Origin of the sequence: Nocardia miyunensis NBRC 108239 (assembly GCF_001613065.1) — a bacterium.
GTDB classification, from domain to species: domain Bacteria; phylum Actinomycetota; class Actinomycetes; order Mycobacteriales; family Mycobacteriaceae; genus Nocardia; species Nocardia miyunensis.
In genome coordinates, this window is sequence record NZ_BDBQ01000001.1 from 425141 (window position 1) to 441441 (window position 16301).

The 16301-nt window shown below is 65.1% G+C and carries 15 protein-coding genes and 1 pseudogene; 8 read left to right on the forward strand and 8 right to left on the reverse strand.

Features of this window, described 5'->3' with window-relative positions:
• Positions 1 to 23 precede the first annotated feature (23 nt).
• The 8 genes and pseudogenes from NM2_RS51290 to NM2_RS01970 form a co-directional block, all read right to left on the reverse strand.
• Positions 24 to 818, reverse strand: coding sequence for an enoyl-CoA hydratase/isomerase family protein (locus NM2_RS51290; RefSeq protein WP_245717803.1), 795 nt, complete (start codon positions 816 to 818; stop codon positions 24 to 26).
• Between the two features lie 75 nt (positions 819 to 893).
• A pseudogene (locus tag NM2_RS51295) lies at positions 894 to 2423 on the reverse strand (AMP-binding protein); the annotation flags it as partial.
• A 9-nt stretch (positions 2424 to 2432) separates the two neighbouring features.
• Positions 2433 to 3986 carry a class I adenylate-forming enzyme family protein gene (locus tag NM2_RS01945; protein WP_067663316.1) on the reverse strand — a complete coding sequence of 518 codons (1554 nt, stop codon included), beginning with the start codon at positions 3984 to 3986 and terminating at the stop codon, positions 2433 to 2435.
• Between the two features lie 56 nt (positions 3987 to 4042).
• A complete protein-coding gene (locus tag NM2_RS01950) occupies positions 4043 to 4516 on the reverse strand; it encodes an aromatic-ring-hydroxylating dioxygenase subunit beta (RefSeq protein ID WP_067663319.1) in 474 nt (157 codons plus the stop codon).
• Between the two features lie 68 nt (positions 4517 to 4584).
• Positions 4585 to 5904, reverse strand: coding sequence for an aromatic ring-hydroxylating oxygenase subunit alpha (locus NM2_RS01955; RefSeq protein WP_084530375.1), 1320 nt, complete (start codon positions 5902 to 5904; stop codon positions 4585 to 4587).
• The gene (locus NM2_RS01960) at positions 5901 to 6374 is read right to left on the reverse strand and encodes a Zn-ribbon domain-containing OB-fold protein (protein ID WP_067662916.1); all 474 of its coding nucleotides are present in this window, start codon (positions 6372 to 6374) and stop codon (positions 5901 to 5903) included. Before NM2_RS01960 ends, NM2_RS01955 begins: the two co-directional genes overlap by 4 nt.
• Positions 6371 to 7522 (reverse strand): thiolase family protein, encoded by a 1152-nt coding sequence (locus tag NM2_RS01965; protein WP_067662921.1) that lies wholly within the window; start codon positions 7520 to 7522, stop codon positions 6371 to 6373. The genes NM2_RS01960 and NM2_RS01965 overlap by 4 nt, the downstream gene beginning before the upstream one ends.
• On the reverse strand, positions 7519 to 7803 hold the full coding sequence (locus NM2_RS01970) for a hypothetical protein (protein WP_067662924.1): 285 nt from the start codon (positions 7801 to 7803) through the stop codon (positions 7519 to 7521). The genes NM2_RS01965 and NM2_RS01970 overlap by 4 nt, the downstream gene beginning before the upstream one ends.
• A gap of 279 nt (positions 7804 to 8082) precedes the next feature.
• Here NM2_RS01970 and NM2_RS01975 point away from each other — a divergent pair, with 279 nt between their 5' ends.
• The 8 genes from NM2_RS01975 to NM2_RS02010 all read left to right on the forward strand — a co-directional run bounded on the left by NM2_RS01975 (position 8083) and on the right by NM2_RS02010 (position 16301).
• Positions 8083 to 9012 carry an alpha/beta fold hydrolase gene (locus NM2_RS01975; protein WP_067662926.1) on the forward strand — a complete coding sequence of 310 codons (930 nt, stop codon included), beginning with the start codon at positions 8083 to 8085 and terminating at the stop codon, positions 9010 to 9012.
• Positions 9005 to 9829 carry a 2-oxo-hept-4-ene-1,7-dioate hydratase gene (gene hpaH / locus NM2_RS01980; RefSeq protein ID WP_067662929.1) on the forward strand — a complete coding sequence of 275 codons (825 nt, stop codon included), beginning with the start codon at positions 9005 to 9007 and terminating at the stop codon, positions 9827 to 9829. Before NM2_RS01975 ends, hpaH begins: the two co-directional genes overlap by 8 nt.
• Positions 9826 to 10620, forward strand: coding sequence for an aldolase/citrate lyase family protein (locus tag NM2_RS01985; protein WP_067662933.1), 795 nt, complete (start codon positions 9826 to 9828; stop codon positions 10618 to 10620). Before hpaH ends, NM2_RS01985 begins: the two co-directional genes overlap by 4 nt.
• 73 nt (positions 10621 to 10693) lie before the next feature.
• Positions 10694 to 11866, forward strand: a complete 1173-nt coding sequence (locus NM2_RS01990) for an acyl-CoA dehydrogenase family protein (RefSeq protein WP_067662936.1) — start codon at positions 10694 to 10696, stop codon at positions 11864 to 11866.
• A gap of 13 nt (positions 11867 to 11879) precedes the next feature.
• Positions 11880 to 12908 carry an acyl-CoA dehydrogenase family protein gene (locus tag NM2_RS01995; protein ID WP_067662939.1) on the forward strand — a complete coding sequence of 343 codons (1029 nt, stop codon included), beginning with the start codon at positions 11880 to 11882 and terminating at the stop codon, positions 12906 to 12908.
• Positions 12905 to 14056: an acetyl-CoA acetyltransferase gene (locus tag NM2_RS02000; RefSeq protein WP_067662942.1), complete on the forward strand. Its 1152-nt coding sequence runs from the start codon at positions 12905 to 12907 to the stop codon at positions 14054 to 14056. The genes NM2_RS01995 and NM2_RS02000 overlap by 4 nt, the downstream gene beginning before the upstream one ends.
• Entirely contained in the window at positions 14053 to 15597 is a 1545-nt protein-coding gene (locus NM2_RS02005; RefSeq protein WP_067662944.1) for a class I adenylate-forming enzyme family protein, read from the forward strand. The genes NM2_RS02000 and NM2_RS02005 overlap by 4 nt, the downstream gene beginning before the upstream one ends.
• Positions 15594 to 16301, forward strand: a complete 708-nt coding sequence (locus tag NM2_RS02010) for a tyrosine-protein phosphatase (protein WP_067662946.1) — start codon at positions 15594 to 15596, stop codon at positions 16299 to 16301. The genes NM2_RS02005 and NM2_RS02010 overlap by 4 nt, the downstream gene beginning before the upstream one ends.

The window sequence follows — 16301 nt, forward strand, 5'->3', positions numbered from 1 at the left end:
ATAGACCTCACGCTCATCGCAACTCACCGGAAACGAGGCGCGCGCTTGTTCTTGCGCGAGTCGGTGCGACCTTCACCCCGATTGCCGATCTGCGTGTACGACAAGCCGTTTCGCAGTGCCATCGAGGGCGTCATGTCGATGGACTCCCAGATCGCGCGCACAGTTCCCTGAATCGCCTCGGGGCGACGCGCGGCGATCTCGGTGGCCAGCTGATGCGCACGGGTTCTCAGTTCGGATGCCGGCGTGACCTCGGTGACGATCCCGGCCCGCAGTGCGGTGTCCGCGGTCATCCGTTCGTCGCTACCGAGCAGCGCCCATCGCATCACCTCGCCGAGCGCGACGCCGCGAGCGAGCATTCCGATGGGCTCCAACGAGGAAACCATGCCACCGTTGGCGTGCGGATCGAAGAACGTCGCGTCGTCGGAACAGATCACGATGTCGGATTCGTTGATGAAATACATCGCCCCACCCGCGGCCATGCCCTGCACCGCGCAGATCACCGGCTTCCAGACGCGATGCTGCCGCGGCCCGAGCGAAACTCCGGGATCTTCCTGAATCCACCGGTTGCGATCCGCCCACCACGCACCCGCGCTCAGATCGACTCCGGTGCAGAACGCGCGCTCTCCGTTGGCGCGCAGTACTGCCACGTGGATGTCGTCGTCGTCCCGGACTCGCGCCCACACCCGAACCATCTCCCCGGCCATCACCTCGTTGAAGCAGTTCATGCGATCGGGCCGGTTCAAGGTGATCGTCGCGATGTGGTCGGCCACATCGAATTCGATGGTGGTGAACTCGGTGAGGTCACTCTCGGAGGTCATGGCGGCCACCTTCTCGTCGGCGTTCCGGGCGATGTATCGCTGTCGCAGCGCGGGTTTGGATATCTTTCCCAGCGGATTGCGGGGAATGGCATCCACCACTTCGACCTGTTCGGGGAATTTGCGAATGTTCAACGGGGTGGTCCGCAGGTAGTTCTGTACCGACTCCAGCGTCGGCGGGTTGCTGTGATCGGCCGCGACCACGACCGCGCACACCCGCTCCCCCGACACCGCATCCGGAAGGCCGATCACGGTGAGATCCGCGATCATCGGATCATCGATCAACGTCTCCTCGACCTCACGGGCGGAGATGTTCTCCATTTTCCGCACGATGATGTCCTTGATCCGTCCCGTCACCGCCAGCCGGCCGTCGCCGTCGAGATAGCCCAGGTCGCCGGTGCGAAAGAAACCGTGTGCGTCCAGTGCATCCGCATCCAGTGCACTGTCGACGTACCCACGGAAGAGTTGCGGCCCGCGGACACGGATTTCGCCGATCTCACCGACGTCCGCGACCCGCTCGCCATCGCAGACGATGCGCACCTCGCCGCCCGCACCGGGGATGCCCTCGCATTCCGCGTGCTGGACGGCAGTGTCGTGTGGAGTGCCCCACGTGATGTAGGGGCACTCGGTCATCCCGTAGCCGGAGATGATTCCCACACCCCCGAGCAACTCCCGCGCCTGGTCGCTGAGCGATGCCGGCCTACCGGAACCACCTCCGAGGGTGGCTCGCGAATACGGGAACAGCGGCGCTGCTCCGCGCTCCTGGGCGATCCGCAGGTACTCGTTGGTGAACGGCAGACCCGACCCCACCAGCGTCGCGCGGCCCTCGATGAGTTGATCGGCGTTGCGTTCCGGATCGAATACAGCGCTCACGATCAGCGCATGCCCGATGAGGAACGCGTGCAGAATGTGCGCGATGCCCCCGACGTGGGCGATGGGCACGAAGGCCGCACAGCGGTCCTCCGGTCCGACCTCGAGGTTGGACACGAATGTCCTTGCGGCAGCGATCAATCCGCGATCGGTGTGTTTGACCCCCTTCGGAGCGGCCGTGGTTCCTGACGTGTAGAAGATCCAATCGATCTCGTCCCCGACGCGGTCCGACTGCTCGCGTGGCGGTAGTTGTGCCGGATCACCCAGTTCCCAGGCATCGTCGACGATCAGTACCTCGAGCCCCTCGACCGAGGCCTGCACCCGTTGCGCCATCTCGCCGTGCGCGTATCCACGGAACTCGCGCGGAACGATCAACAGTGACGCCCGCACCTGGTCGGTGATGAACTCGACATCCGCATCGCGCAAAACCGGAATGATCGGGTTCTGTATCGCACCCAGACGGGAGAGCGCGGCGGCCATCGCCATGGTCTCGACGCTGTTGGGCAGCTGCCACGACACCACGTCTCCGGGCCGAACCCCGCGCGCGTACAGCGTCGCCGCGATACCGTCGGCCAGTTCCCGGAAGCCACCGAACGTGTAGTGCCGACGGTGCTCGTCCACGGCGAATTCCGCCTCGGGACTCACCTCGGCTCGTTCGGCGACCAACTCCCACACCGTCGCCGCGCGCAGCATCTCGTTGTGTGCGGCACGGCCGACACTGTCCACCACATCACTCATCGCGTGCCCCTATTCGGCTGCGATCGCGCGAAGTTCGTCGGCGATGACGCGCTTGAGGATCTTGCCCGCCGGACCCAGCGGCAATTCGGTTCGGAACACGAAACGCCGAGGCTGCTTGTAGCCGGCGAGTTCGGCTCGACAGAGCGTGGTGAGTTCGCCGGTGACCACATCGGTGTCGATGTCGCCGCGCGGAACCACGACCGCGACGGGAGTTTCGCCCCATTCGGGATCCGGAACACCCACGACCGCCACCATCTCCACGGCGCCGTGGCGTCCGATGACGCGTTCGATCTCCGCCGGATAGACATTGAATCCGCCCGAGATGATCATGTCCGTCTTACGACCGGTGATGTGCAGGTACCGCTCCTCGTCGAGGAATCCGAGATCGCCCGACCACAGACCGGTGGGCCGGAAGGTCTGCGCGGTCTGCTCGGCCCGGTTCCAGTAACCGACCGCGTTGGCGTCGGATTCGATGACAATCTCACCGATCTCGCCGGCCTGGACCTCTTCGCCTTCGGCATCGACGATGCGTATCGAGACCATCGGCGTCTCCTGACCGCAGGAGGTGAGGATCGACGTCTTGCCCGCGACCATGTCTCTGTGGTCCTGCGGCGTGAGGATCGTCGCCTGGCCACCGCATTCGGTGAGCCCGTACCGTTGCTGCAGTTCGCAACCGAGCAGGTCCATCGCCTTACGCGCCAGTCCGGGAGGTACCGGTGACGAGCCGTAGCTGATCCGGCGCAGACTCGACATGTCGCGAGGCGGGCCGTCCTCGAGGATGCGCAGTGTGCGCTGGAGCATGGTCGGAATGAATGTGGTGAATGTGATTCCGCTGCGCTCGATCTCGTCGATGACCGCCTGCGGGTCGAACTTCTTGTGGATCACCATGGTCTGACCGAGGTACGTCCACGACACGGTCCGGACCATCCCGCCCGCCGTGAAGAACGGTGTGGTGGCCAGGAAGACGTCCGACCGGTTCCCCTCGGTGACGAGATTGGTGTCGACCGCCTGCGCGAGCAGTGCGCGGTGCGTGTTCACCACACCCTTGGACCTACCGGTGGTACCGCTCGTATAGAGCAGGAACAAGATGTCGTCCGGGTCGACCGACGGCAACACAGCATGCTGACCCTGGCGGAGGGCGGCGTCGTATTCCTGTCCGACAGCGGTATTCGCGTCGTCGTCGCTCCCGATCCTGACGATCAGGTCGAGGTCGCGGAGCTCACCGCCGAACCGCTCGATCTGGTCGGTGTGCACGATTGCCACGCGTGCCCCGGAATCGTCGCGCACATGCGCCAACTCGTCGGGCGCCAGCCGTATGTTCACCGGCACCGCGACCAATCCCGCCTTGGCCAACGCGAACGTCGCTTCGGGCCACTCCAGACAGTTCCGGGCGAGCACGAGCACGCGGTCGCCCTTCCGCAAGCCCTGACCGACGAGATATCGGGCCAACCGGCCGGACCGCTCGTCCACCTGCGACCAGGTGTGCGTGCGTCCGCCCTCGACGACTGCGGTCTTGCCGGGATAACGTCGCGCGTTATTCCGCGGAATGTCGCCTACCAGCACAGTTCCTCGCAAATATTTCAGGAAGGTTCGCACCTTCGGTGTATCGGGTAATCGGGTCAGATCAGGAAGGCGAGGGTGTCGAGCGGTCCCCCCGCACCGACGAGATGCACTGTCTTGGAAACGAGTTCGAACCCGCTGCCGATGCGGCGCACGGTGTGGATCACCCGTCCGGCCCAGATGCGCTGGGTGTGGCGATACTCGAACACCGCGAAATTGGAACCCACCGTCACCGTGTCGGAGGTGGACTCCAGCACCTCCATGTTGCTCAATATGCGTCGCATGACCGACGGTGGCGTCTGCGAGTGCCGATTTCCGGTATTGAGCTGCGCGACACGAGATTTGATGCGCCGACGGTTGTCGTAGATGTAGGACAGCTGGGTCCGCGGATCGGTATCCGGATGCATCGGCACCCAGTAGAGTGCGTCATCGGCCCACAGCAATTCCCACTCGGAGTATCGTCCCTCGTCGGCGAGACGGGACTCCAGATACAGGAAGCTGGCCACGTCGGCGTCCGGCGCGGGCAGCGGCAGCGGTGTGAACGTGCTCGCGACATCGGCCGCCGCGGGGGTCGCTGTGCTGTCTTCGGTGGTCACCACGGTCAGATCTCCTGTCCCACAACGGCGGCCCACTGGCGGTAGAACCCGCGCTGGGGCGTTTCCGCACTCTTGTCGCTGTTGACGATGCCGGTCTCGTCGGTCTCGTCGGTCTCGAGGCCGCGCGAAAGGCGTAGCCATTCGGGTTTCCGCGCGGCCAGTCCGGCCTGGTTGCGCATCCCGATCTCGCCGTCGTCCGCGATGAGGAAACCGGCGGGCCCCATTGCGCCTTCGGAGCGCCGCAGCGTGCGCTCGTTCAACTTGTCCTGTCCGGGGATCATCACCGCGGTGGTGTACGCGATCGTCCGGTCCACGTCGATGGGCTCGACGTACATCACGTTCATCTCGGCCAGGAAGAGATTCGGCCAGATGAGGGTGTGCGCGGGCCCCACCACGAGCGCGTCGTGCGCCTTCTCCACGCCGTGCGCCTTCTCCAGCGCGGCAACGTATTCCGGCAGCTTCTCCCGTGGCGTACGTCCGTACCAGACGAATTCCTCGTCCAGCTTTCGGTATTCGGCGGAGTAGTCGATCTCGGAGTGCCCGTCGCCGATATCGCGCACGACCACCTCGACCTTGGAGGGAATGTGCGAGACCTTGGCGGGCTTGATGGCGTCGTAGACCGACGCGTGCGTGAACAGGGCGTGATAGCCGTCGACGTTGTTCTCCACCACCATCTTCCAGTTCGCGTGGTGCAGGTGCTTCATCCAGTTCGACCGCAGGTCGATCGTGCCTGTGGGAGACAAGTCCAGGACACGGTCGATCGCTCTCGTGGCCCCGCCGAGATGTTCCTTCAGCGACACGCCGTCAGCGGACAACGATGCGAACAGGAAACCGCCGTAGCTGTCGACGCGTGGCGCCTCGGCCATCCCCAGTTCCGAGCGCACCTTCTTGAATGCGTCCCCGTAACCGTTACGAATGGGGACCGCGGCCAACGAGCCGTCGTTGGAGAAGGTCCAACCGTGGTAGGGGCACCGAAAGTTGCTGGCGTTACCCGATTCCGCGTTGCACAGCTTGTTGGCGCGGTGCGTGCAACGATTCAGCAGGACGCGCACGACGCCGTCCTTGCCGCGCACCACAACGACGGGATCGTGGCCGATGACGCGAGTCAGATAGTCCCCTTCCTCACTCACCTCGCTCTCATGGGCCACGTACACCCAGCCGGTGCGGAAAATGGTGTCCATTTCCCGCCTGAAGATCTCCGGCGAGGTGTACACCGATCCGTGTACCCGGTCGCCTTGTACAACGTCTGCGACGTCGAACGTGTCCGAGTCCTTCGCAGCGTGCAGCGGCGCCGGACGAGCCACCGTCGGTTCGAATGTGGTCATGAGCGGGCCTCCGTATCGAGTGGAGCGGGATTGATGCTGGCAGCGGGAATCGATACGCCGCCGAGCTTGCGGAATCCGACGACCACGGCATCACCGATTCGGGGTGCCGTCGAGGTGGGGTCGATCGTCGTCATGATCAGCCGGTGACCACCGGCCAGTTCCACATCGACGATCGGGTACGGCGTGGTCGCCTTGACCAATCCGGTTTCCAGACGGTGCATCACGGTGGACGAGTGGACAGTTCCCACGAGTTCGGTTGATCGCCAGTCTTTTTCGAACGAGCCACACCGATCGCACACCTGCTGTTCGAGATCGAGCGGGACGTCACAGCCGACACAGAAGGGCAGCACCAACTCTCCGCGAGCCGCTCCGTCATACAGCGGGGCCATCGGATCCCCGTCGGACTGCGGCGCCAGCCCGTCGTCCAGAAGCCAGTCGGTCGACGTACCGGTTCCGGTGGTAACGGTCATGCGGCACGCTCGAGTACGAGTGCGGCGTGGTGGTCGACGCGGCCGCCGATGCCTCCGACCAGGGCGATATTCGCGCCGTCCACCTGACGCTCGCCGCCCCGGCCGCGCAGTTGCACGACAGCCTCGGACAACGGCGTCATCCCCTGGAGATAGAAGCCGGAGAGCTGGCCGCCGCCGGTGTTGGTCGGCAGTGCACCACCCGGGCCGGTTTCGCCGCCTCGAACGAAATCACCGGCCCTGGCGCCGCCGATCAGGTCGTATTCCTCGAGCAACATCAGCGTCACCGCCGAGAAGGGGTCGTAGAGCTGTGCGGTGTCGAGATCGTCGCGGGTCATACCGGCTTCGGCCAGGGCGTCGTCCACCGCACGGCGGCCACCGCCGAACCAGGATTCACGCCCGGATCGTCGGTGCCGAACCGGATGATCACGCCCAGCTCCCCGAATCGCGACGCGGGGGCCGGTGCCGATGGCCGGGTCCGCGGAGACGACGACCGCAACGGCGCCGTTGACCGGCCGTGCGCAGTCGAGTCGGCGGAGCGGATCGGCGATCATCGGGCTGGCGTAGTACCCGTCGCGGTCGAGCGGGGAACGCACGACGGCGTCGGGGTTGCGCTGCGCCCAGTAGCGGGTGGTGGTGGCGACGGCGCAGAGATCGTCGGCACTTCCCCCGCTGGTGTGCATCCAGCGGTTGGTCAACAGCGCATAGGTCGGCACGGAGCCGAGTACCCCTGATGCGCGTTCGAGGCCGCGGGCACCGAGCTGACCACCGCTGTGCGCATACGTCGAGCCCGCTGCCTTGCCCGCGACGAGGGGCGCGTCGGCGAACACGCAGACCACAGCCCGAGCCGCTCCGGACGCAACCGCGCCCCGCGCGTGCTGAATCATCGCGATGGTTGTCGCGCCTTTGATTTCGATGTGTTCGAGCAGTCGTAGGTCGGCGAATCCGCCCTGAGCGGCGAACGCCACTCCGAGACGGTCCGGGCGAATGCCCTGTGAGGAGCCGACCAGCAGGCCGTCGATGTCGGGGAGGTCGAGACCGGCGTCGGCAACCGCCGAGCGAGTCGCGATGCAGGCGAGCGCCAGCGGGGACGCGCCGGGTTTCAATGACATCTCGGTCATTCCGAAGCCTACGATCGCGGGAGCGGTCATCGTACGGATCCCCGGATCGGGCCCAGTGACCGATCCCGACGCTCGTCCCGGTAGTTGCCCACCCGGATCCATTCCTCGCGATCCTCCGGTGTGGCCAGGCACAGACTTGCCAATTCGAGCGGTGACAGGAAGACGTGGTCGCCGGTCTCGGCATCCTCGACCAGCAAGCGCGGACCGTTACCCGTGTCATCGAGCGAGACGCGAACCACCGCGAACTCGTTGGACAACTGCGCCAGTTGCCGCCGCCTGGCCGGACGGCGAGCCGTTACTTCCTCGGACATTGACCTCAACTCTTTCGATGACCAGCAGGTGGTCGACCAACTCACGCAGCGGCATGTCGATCGACGTGCCCACCCTCATATGCATATCGTATGCGAGTGTCAGAAACAATGGTGATGATCGATGATAATCCGCCGACACATAGGATACAGCCCCAGTTCAGCGCATTGGACTGACGGACAACGAAGATGCACACTATGAATAGTTTCGCATCCAACGGGTACAGAGCGTCAGACCACATCGACCGCTGGCGACGAACTCGACAACAGGGAAGGCTCCCGATGACAGAGACCACGATCGACCCTCCAGCCACACCGGACTCCGCGGTGGGCACCGTCGAATACCAGAGCATCTGGAGCTACCTCCGCGAACTCGAGTTCCGTCAGGGCTTCCTCGTTGTGGACGGCGTCAGGACCCGATACGCCGAAGCCGGATCGCCGGACAAACCACACGCGATCCTGCTGCACGGCACCGGTGGACACTGGGAGACGTTCGCAGCCAACCTTGCCGCGCTCAGCGAGCACTATCACTGCGTCGCGGTCGATCTGGTGGGCAACGGCTTTTCCGACAAACCCGATTACGACTACGAGATCGCCGTGTACGTCCGCCAAATCGTGGCCGTCATGGATCGATTCGGTATGGACAAGGCTCACTTCATCGGCATGTCCCTCGGCGCGTGGGTATCCGCCGCCGTCGCCGTCCAGCACCCCGCTCGCGTGAACACATTGATTCTGATGTCTCCCGCGGGGCTGGTCGCCACTGCGTCGAACATGGCCAGAATTCGCGCCGAACGCACTGCGGCCGTCGAGAATCCGACATGGGAGTCCATCCACAAGGTCTTCGAACATCTCATCGCGGACGAGTCGCGCCGTCTTCCGGACCTGATCGCTCTGCGCCAAGCCATCTATCGCCGCGAGGACACGCGCACCACGATCGAGCACCTGCTGATCCTGCAAGACGCGGCTGCCCGCGATCGCAACCTGATCCCCGAGGAGAAGTGGGCGAACATCACCGCTCCGACCATGATCGTGGCGTCGGGCAAGGACCACGGCGAGTACCAGAGCACCGCTCGAACGGTCGCACGGTTGATCCCGAACTCCGAGATCTTCGAAATGGCCGACGTTCGCCACTGGCCGCATTTCGAGGATCCGGACAGTTTCAACCCGGCAGCTCTCGCCTTCCTCGCGAAGTCGGCACAAGCCGATGAGTGAGACGCTGGACGAGTCCGCCGTCGCCGACGCCGCAGTACGTCTCTACGACGCCGAGAAGACCCGTTCGCCCATCGGGCAACTGTCGCTGCAATATCCGGCCATGACGATCGAGGATGCGTATGCCGTGCAACGCGCGCTCGTCGATCTGAAGATCGCGGACGGACGCACCGTTCGGGGACGCAAGATCGGACTCACCTCCAAGGTCATGCAGCGTGCGGTCTCGATCTCGGAGCCGGACTACGGCGTGTTGTTCGACGACATGTTCTTCGATGACGGTGGTGTGGTCCCCGCCGGGCGCTTCATTCGTCCGCGCGTCGAGGTGGAACTCGCCTTCGTGCTCGGCGAGACGCTGAAGGGCCCGGGAGCCACGCTGTACGACGTACTGCGCGCGAGCGAATACGTGACCCCGGCACTGGAGATCCTCGACGCACGGGTCCAGATGAGCGATCCGGCCACCGGCCATCTCCGGACGATCGTCGACACCATCGCCGACAATGCCGCCGATGCCGGAATCGTGCTCGGCGGCAACGTCGTTCGTCCACTCGATGTCGACCTGCGGTGGGTGGGAGCACTGCTGCTGCGGAACGCGTCGATCGAGGAGTCGGGACTGGCGGCCGCCGTGCTCAATCACCCGGCGAACGGTGTGGCCTGGCTGGCCAACCGCCTGGCACCGCACGACGTCACGCTGCAAGCGGGCGAGATCATCCTCGCGGGGTCGTTCACCAAGCCGGTGTTCGCCGAGCCCGGGGACACGTTCGTGGCGGACTACGGCCCACTCGGAACGGTGTCGATCTACTTCGAGCGCGAGGACCGATGACATCGGCGAATCGGTGGCGCGACGCACTCGAGGGCGGTGCGCCACAAATCGGCATGTGGATCGCCTCCGGCAATGCCTACACTGCCGAGATCTGTGCGGGGTCCGGGGTGGACTGGTTGATGCTCGATCAGGAGCACGTACCCAACGATCTACGTTCGACGCTCGCCCAAATGCAGGCCGTCGCCGCCTACCCGGTCGAGGTGCTCGTGCGGCCGGCATCGGGCGACCCGGTGGTGATCAAGCAACTGCTCGACGTCGGTGTCACCAACTTGATCGTGCCGATGGTCGAGTCGGCCGAGCAGGCCGCTGCGCTGGTGGCGTCGACGCGTTACCCACCGAACGGCATCCGAGGGGTCGGTAGCGCTCTCGCGCGCGCCTCCCGCTGGAATCGCATTTCTGACTATCTGAACATCGCCGACGACAGTATCTCGCTGACCGTGCAGGTCGAGTCCGTCGCCGGACTCGACGCATTGAAGGACATCGCGTCGACCCCGGGAGTCGATGCGGTGTTCATCGGACCTGCCGACCTCGCCGCGTCTATGGGACATCTCGGGAGACCACAGCATCCCGAGGTTATCGCTGCTGTAGAGCAAGCTGTTTCAGATATTGCCGCCTGTGGCACCGCGGCGGGCGTCAACGCGTTCGACGAGCCGATCGCCCGGAGGTACCTGGCCGCCGGGGCTCGGTTCGTTCTCGTCGGCGCCGACGTCACGATCCTCGCCCGCGGCAGCGAGGCGTTGGCGCGGCGCTACCGCACCACGGGAGATACCTCGCCAAACACTTCAATCTGACGGTCGTGTCACTTACACTCGAGTGCAGACGACCGCGGATCGCACCCGATTCGCCGCTAGGGAAGGCCCGAAGATGGATTTGGACTTCACGACCGAACAAGTGGAGTTCCGCGACCAGGTACGTACATGGTTGGTCGAGAACAAGCCGCGCGAGGTGCGCCCGCGCGACCACGCGGGGATTCGTGAATACGACATGGCATGGCAACACACGCAGTGGAAGGGCGGTTGGGCGGGCATCGCCTGGCCCACCGAGTACGGCGGCCGTGGCCTGACGCTGTTGCAGCAATTGATCTGGTACGAGGAGTACGCCGCCCAGGGATTCCCTGGCATCGACGCGAACTTCGTCGGACTCAGCCATGCCGGACCGACACTGATCACCCGCGCCAGCGAAGATCAGAAGGCCTTTCACCTGCCGAAGATCCTCCAGGGTGAAGTGGTGTGGTGTCAGGGATTCTCCGAACCCGAAGCCGGGTCGGATCTGGCCGCGCTGAAGATGAAGGCGATCGTCGACGGCGATTCGCTCGTGGTGAGCGGGCAGAAGATCTGGACCAGCTTCGCGATGAGCGCCGACTATCAGGAACTGCTGGTACGGACCGACAACACCGGCACCAAACACCAGGGCATCACCTGGGTGATCTGCGATATGCGTAGCCCTGGCATCGAGGTGCGCCCGATCCGGACGATCGAGGGTGGCGAGGAATTCTGCGAGGTCTTCTACGACGACGTCCGAATTCCCCTGACCAACGTCGTCGGCGACATCGGATCCGGATGGAGCGTGGCGATGTCCACGCTTTCCTTCGAGCGCGGAACAGCATTCACCGCCAACCAGGTGCGCCTGGCGAATGTCGTCGAGGACCTGATCGAGTTCGCCCGCGATCACGTGGGCCCGGACGGGCGCCGCGCCGCCATCAAGGACGACGAGGTATCCCGTCGACTTGCCCGAGTGCGAGCGTCGGTGGCCTCACTGCGCGCGATGACCTACGTCGGCATCTGCGAGAACCTCGAGTCGGATACCCCCGGCCCGCGGGGATCGATGCTCAAGCTCCACTACGCCGACCTGTGCAAAGAGGTGGCCGCGGTGGCGATGGACATCGTCGGAGTCGACGCGCTGCGGGATTCGTCCCGGTGGGACCGGAACGGGTGGGTAGGCAATTACCTGTACTCGTTCTCCCAGTCGATCGGCGGAGGAACCTCGGAGATCCAGCGCAACATCATCGGCGAACGCGTCCTCGGTCTCCCACGGTGAGAGAGAAACGACCATGAACCTACTTCCCTCTGCGGAACAGCTCGAAATCATTTCCGCCGCAGTCGATTTCATTGATTCCCGAATGCCGATGTCCGACATTCGGGATCGCGCGGAACTCGACAGCGCGGTGGACCCCGACGTCTGGCGCGAAGGCGCCGAGCTCGGGCTCCTCACTCTCGGACTGGACGAGGCGCACGGCGGCTCCGGTCGGCAGCTCGACGACGAAGTGCTGCTGTTCTCGGCGCTCACGAAGCGATTGGCCACCGGGCCGTTCCTGGCATCGACCCTGGCAGTGCGGATCGCCGCCCTGTGCGGCGACACGGAGCTGACCGAGCGAATCGGTAGTGGCACAGCGATGGTCGGCCTGGGCGAACTTCGTGGCGACGGCGCTCTGGATGCCGACGGCTTCAAGGGATCGTTCGATCTGATCGATTGTGTCGGTGCCTCCCATGTCCTGCTGGTCGCCCGGCACGGCGCGGCTGTCGTCGAAATCGGCGAGTTTCCCGACATCACACCCGTCGCGCCGATCGACCCCGGCATCCGGTTGTCCACCTCGACGGTGGTCTCCGGACGAGTCGCGCACTGGCTTCCTGACGACACCGATCCCACCTGGAGTCGAGCCCAGGTCCTCGCCGCGGCGTCCCTGGCCGGGCTCGCCGAGGCTGCCAGGGACATGGCGACCGAACACGCGGGCACGCGAATCCAGTTCGGCAAGCCCATCGGGGTCAACCAGGCCATCAAACACATGTGCGCCGATATGGCCGTCTCCGCCGACGCGTCGATCTCCCAGACCCTGTTCGCCGCGATCGCACTGCAATCCGGCCGCGCCGACAGAACGTTCCAGATCCTGTCCGCCAAATCGGTCGCCACCCGCGCCGCGATCGACAACGCGGCGCACGGAATTCAGGTGCACGGCGGTATGGGCTACACGTACGAGCACAACGCACACCTCGTTCTCAAACGGGCACACGTGTATGCCCACCTCTTCGGTGAGCCGACGGAAGTGCTCGCCCAACTTCTCGAGGAAGGCGCAGCCCAGTGAGCCGGAAGGTAGCCATCGCGGGCGTGGCCTTGTCCGACGTCGGCAAAGTCGACAACAAGAACGCCTACGAACTCATGGCGCAAGCCAGCAGGCGAGCACTCGCCGAAGCCGGACTTCGACCCGAGGATGTCGACGGACTCGGATCAACAGGCCAGGGCACCCTGCCGCCCACCGACGTCGGTGAGTACCTCGGTCTGCGGCCGAGGTGGATCGACTCCACCTCCGTCGGCGGCGCGTCATGGGAGGTCATGCTCGCGCACGCCGCCGATGCGATCGCGGCCGGGCACGCCGATGTGGTGCTGTTGACCTACGGTTCCACGGCACGGGCAGACATCCGAAAAGGCTTGCGGGGAGCCAACATCAACTGGGGATCGCGCGGCCCGCTGCAATGGGACGCGCCATACGGGCACACGCTGATCTCCAAGTACGCCATGGCAGCGCGGCGGCACATGTACCAGTACCGCACCACCATCGAACAACTGGCCGAGGTGGCCGTCTCGGCCAGGTTCAACGCCGCGGACAATCCGGAGGCGATGTACCGCGATCCGATCACCGTCGACGATGTGCTGTCGGGGCCGATGATCGCCGACCCGTTCACCAAGCTGCACTGCTGCATCCGCTCCGACGGCGGGGCGGCAGTGGTGCTCGTCGCGGAGGATCGTGTCAAGGATCTGAAGTCCGACCCGGTCTGGGTACTCGGATCCGGCGAAGCCACCTCACACATGCTCACCAGTCAGTGGGACGACATGACCGTCGGCCCCGCCTCGGTCACCGGACCGCTGGCGTTCCGACGGGCCGGACTGAAGCCCGCCGATGTCGATGTCGCCGAGATCTACGACGCCTTCACCTACATGCTCCTGCTGACGATGGAGGACCTCGGATTCTGCGCGAAGGGCGAGGGCGGGAAGTTCGTCGAATCCGGAGCACTGAGGCTGGGCGGCGACCTCCCGACCAACACCGACGGCGGCGGACTGTCCGCGTGCCACCCGGGCCAACGAGGTCTGTTCCTCATCGTCGAAGCAGCGCGGCAGTTGCGTGGCGAGTCCGGGGTCCGTCAGGTCGAGAACGCGAAAATCGCCTGTGTCAGCGGCACCGGTGGATGGTTCTGCTCCAGTGGCACCGTCCTTCTGGGATCGGAACAACCGTGACGACGTCGAGGTCGTTCACGCGGCCGCCGCTACCGGGCAGGTTCGCCAACACCGGTGAACTCCTGGCGGCGGCAGCGCGTGCGCACGGTGACCGTGACGCCTACGTCGAGCAGGACGGCACCCGAATAAGTTTCGCGCAGTGGTACCGACACGCCCGGGGCCTGGCCACGCACCTGCGTGCACGCGGTATCGCCCAGGGTGACGTCGTGGCGCTGATGCTGCCGTCCACCATCGACTACGCGGTCTGCTACGCCGCTGCGGCACTGGTCGGTGCCGTCACCACCGGGATCAACCCACGACTCGGCCCCCGAGAAACCCATTCGATTCTGGCCCAGGCAGCGCCCGCGCTCGTCATTCGTGACTCCGATGCCGGTCTGCCGGAGGTGGATCCGGGTATCGCGGTGCTCACACGCGCCGAACTTGCCACCTGCTACAGCTCGAACGACGACAATTTCGTCGCCGCCGAGATGGATTCGCACGATCCCGTCACCATCATCTTCACCAGCGGCACCACCGGCATGCCCAAAGGCGCCTGGTTCGATGCCGCCAACCTGGCCGCATCCGCCGCGGCGTCAGGCGTGATGAGCGCGCCGTACGACCGACGACTGTCCTCGACGCCGTTCTCCCATGCCGGGTACATGGCCAAGTTGTGGGACCAGCTCATCTGGGGAAGTACGGTGGTCATCTCGCCGGTGCCGTGGTCGGCAGCGCAGATGCGCGACATTCTGATCGGTGAACGCATCACGATGGCCGGCGGCGTGCCGACACAGTGGGCCAAGCTGCTGGACCTGCCGAATCTGGAGCGCAACTCGTTTCCCGACCTGCGGCTCGGTGTGGTCGCCACCGCACCGGCAGCACCGGAACTCATCGAACGCACCGCACAGCTGATCGGGGTACCGCTGGTGGTGCGCTACGCGATGACCGAGTCACCGACGGTGTGTGGCACCGACATCGGCGATCCTCCCGAGGTGGCCTTCCGCACGGTGGGAAAACCTCAGTCCGGCATGCACGTTCGCGTCACCGATGATGACGGCACGCCGCTGCCGGTCGGTCGAATCGGCCGGGTGCGCGTGCGCGGCGGCTGCGTCATGCGTGGGTATTGGAACAATCCGGCCGTGACCCGGGACGTCTTCGACGACGAGGGGTATTTCATCAGCGGCGACCTGGGCAGCTTCACCGCCGAGGGCAATCTGACACTCGCCGGACGTACCGGAGACATGTACATCCGCGGCGGGTTCAACGTCCATCCCGTCGAGGTGGAGAACGTCCTCGCCGAGCATCCCGCGGTGAATGCCGTTGCGGTGGTGGGACATCCGATGCCGGTGATCGGTGAGATCGGGGTGGCGTTCGTCGTCGCGAACGACGACGCGCCGCCGCCGACACTGGCCGAGCTGCGTGCATGGGCCAAGGAGCGACTGGGCGACTACAAGGCACCCGATCATATGGTCGTCATCGATGCGATTCCGTTGACCGCCATGTCCAAGATCGATCGAACAAAGTTGCGCGAACTCGCCGTCACGCATCCTCCGGCGGCCCGATGAGTCACGACACCGATACAGATACGCTTGCTAATCTGCGCGACGTCGGTGGACTGCGATGTATCGACGGCCGCACCACGAAGACCGGAGTTCTCTATCGCAGTGATGCTCCGTACATGGGTGATACGAACCCGTTGACCGTAGAACAGTGGCCGCCGACCGTGGTGGTCGACCTTCGGTCCCTGGCCGAGGTGGACAGGAATCCGTTCGATTGGTCATCGGAGACATTACGTCATCACCTGCCACTGCACGACGGTGCCGCTCCCACCGAAGAAATCCCCCAGGACCTGGCAGGTCTGTACGGACAGATTCTCGATTCCGCACCGGATCGGGTCGCCTCGCTGCTCGGTATCGTCGCGCATGCCGACGGTCCGGTTCTGCTGCACTGCGCTGCCGGTAAGGATCGCACCGGTGTCGCGGTCGCGACCTTGCTGCTGGCCGCCGACGTCGAGCCGGCGGCGGTGATCGGCGACTATCTGCTGACGGCAAGCCACATGCCCGCGCTCGGTCGACGTTGGAAAGCCAAGGCCAACAAGAGTTCTCATCGGCGCCCGCTACCGGCGGCGTGGCTGACAGCTCCCGAGGCCGCGATCGTCTCGGTCGTCCGGCGACTGTGCGATCGGCCGGGCGGAGCGGCCGGATGGCTCGTCGACCACGGCGCGACACGATCGGACCTGGACCTGTGGCGCAACCGACTACTGACATGA